We start from the raw sequence: 492 nt of genomic DNA on the forward strand, positions 1-492 counted from the left end.
TGGGCGTAGAGGGCGCAAGTGGGTTAGACCGATTGCCGAAAACCTATAAAACAGTCACGTTCTTCGAATAGAAGGAGGGATGCGCCAGCTTGAGGGCTTGAGTCTTGTTGTTGGGTTGGCAGTCATGCGAACCCTGCAAAAGCTCGGCGTCACTGGCGCAGGTTTGAAGTGGCCTAACGATGTTCTCGTCGGCAATAAGAAAATTGCCGGTATTTTGCTGGAGTTGGTTGGGGATCCGGCTGATGTGTGTCACGTGGTACTAGGTATAGGTATTAACGTAAATATGCAGGTTGCAGAGGAGGTTGATCAGCAATGGACTTCCATGCGACTTGAATCTGGTACAACTTGCGATCGTAACGTTCTGGTTTTCGAGTTAAGCGAACAGTTGCAGTCATATATACAGCGTCAGCAGGTCGGTGGTTTTTCAGTTCTCCAGGCAGAATGGGAGGAAAACCATTTGTGGCAGGAGCGATCAGTGTCGTTGATTGCTGG

Annotated in this window: 1 pseudogene; it reads left to right on the plus strand. The window is 49.6% G+C overall.

The features are described from left to right. A pseudogene (locus AACY49_RS30555) lies at nt 1-492 on the plus strand (biotin--[acetyl-CoA-carboxylase] ligase); the annotation flags it as partial.

The sequence above is a fragment of the Pseudomonas sp. EL_65y_Pfl2_R96 genome (genome assembly GCF_963970905.1).
GTDB lineage: Bacteria > Pseudomonadota > Gammaproteobacteria > Pseudomonadales > Pseudomonadaceae > Aquipseudomonas.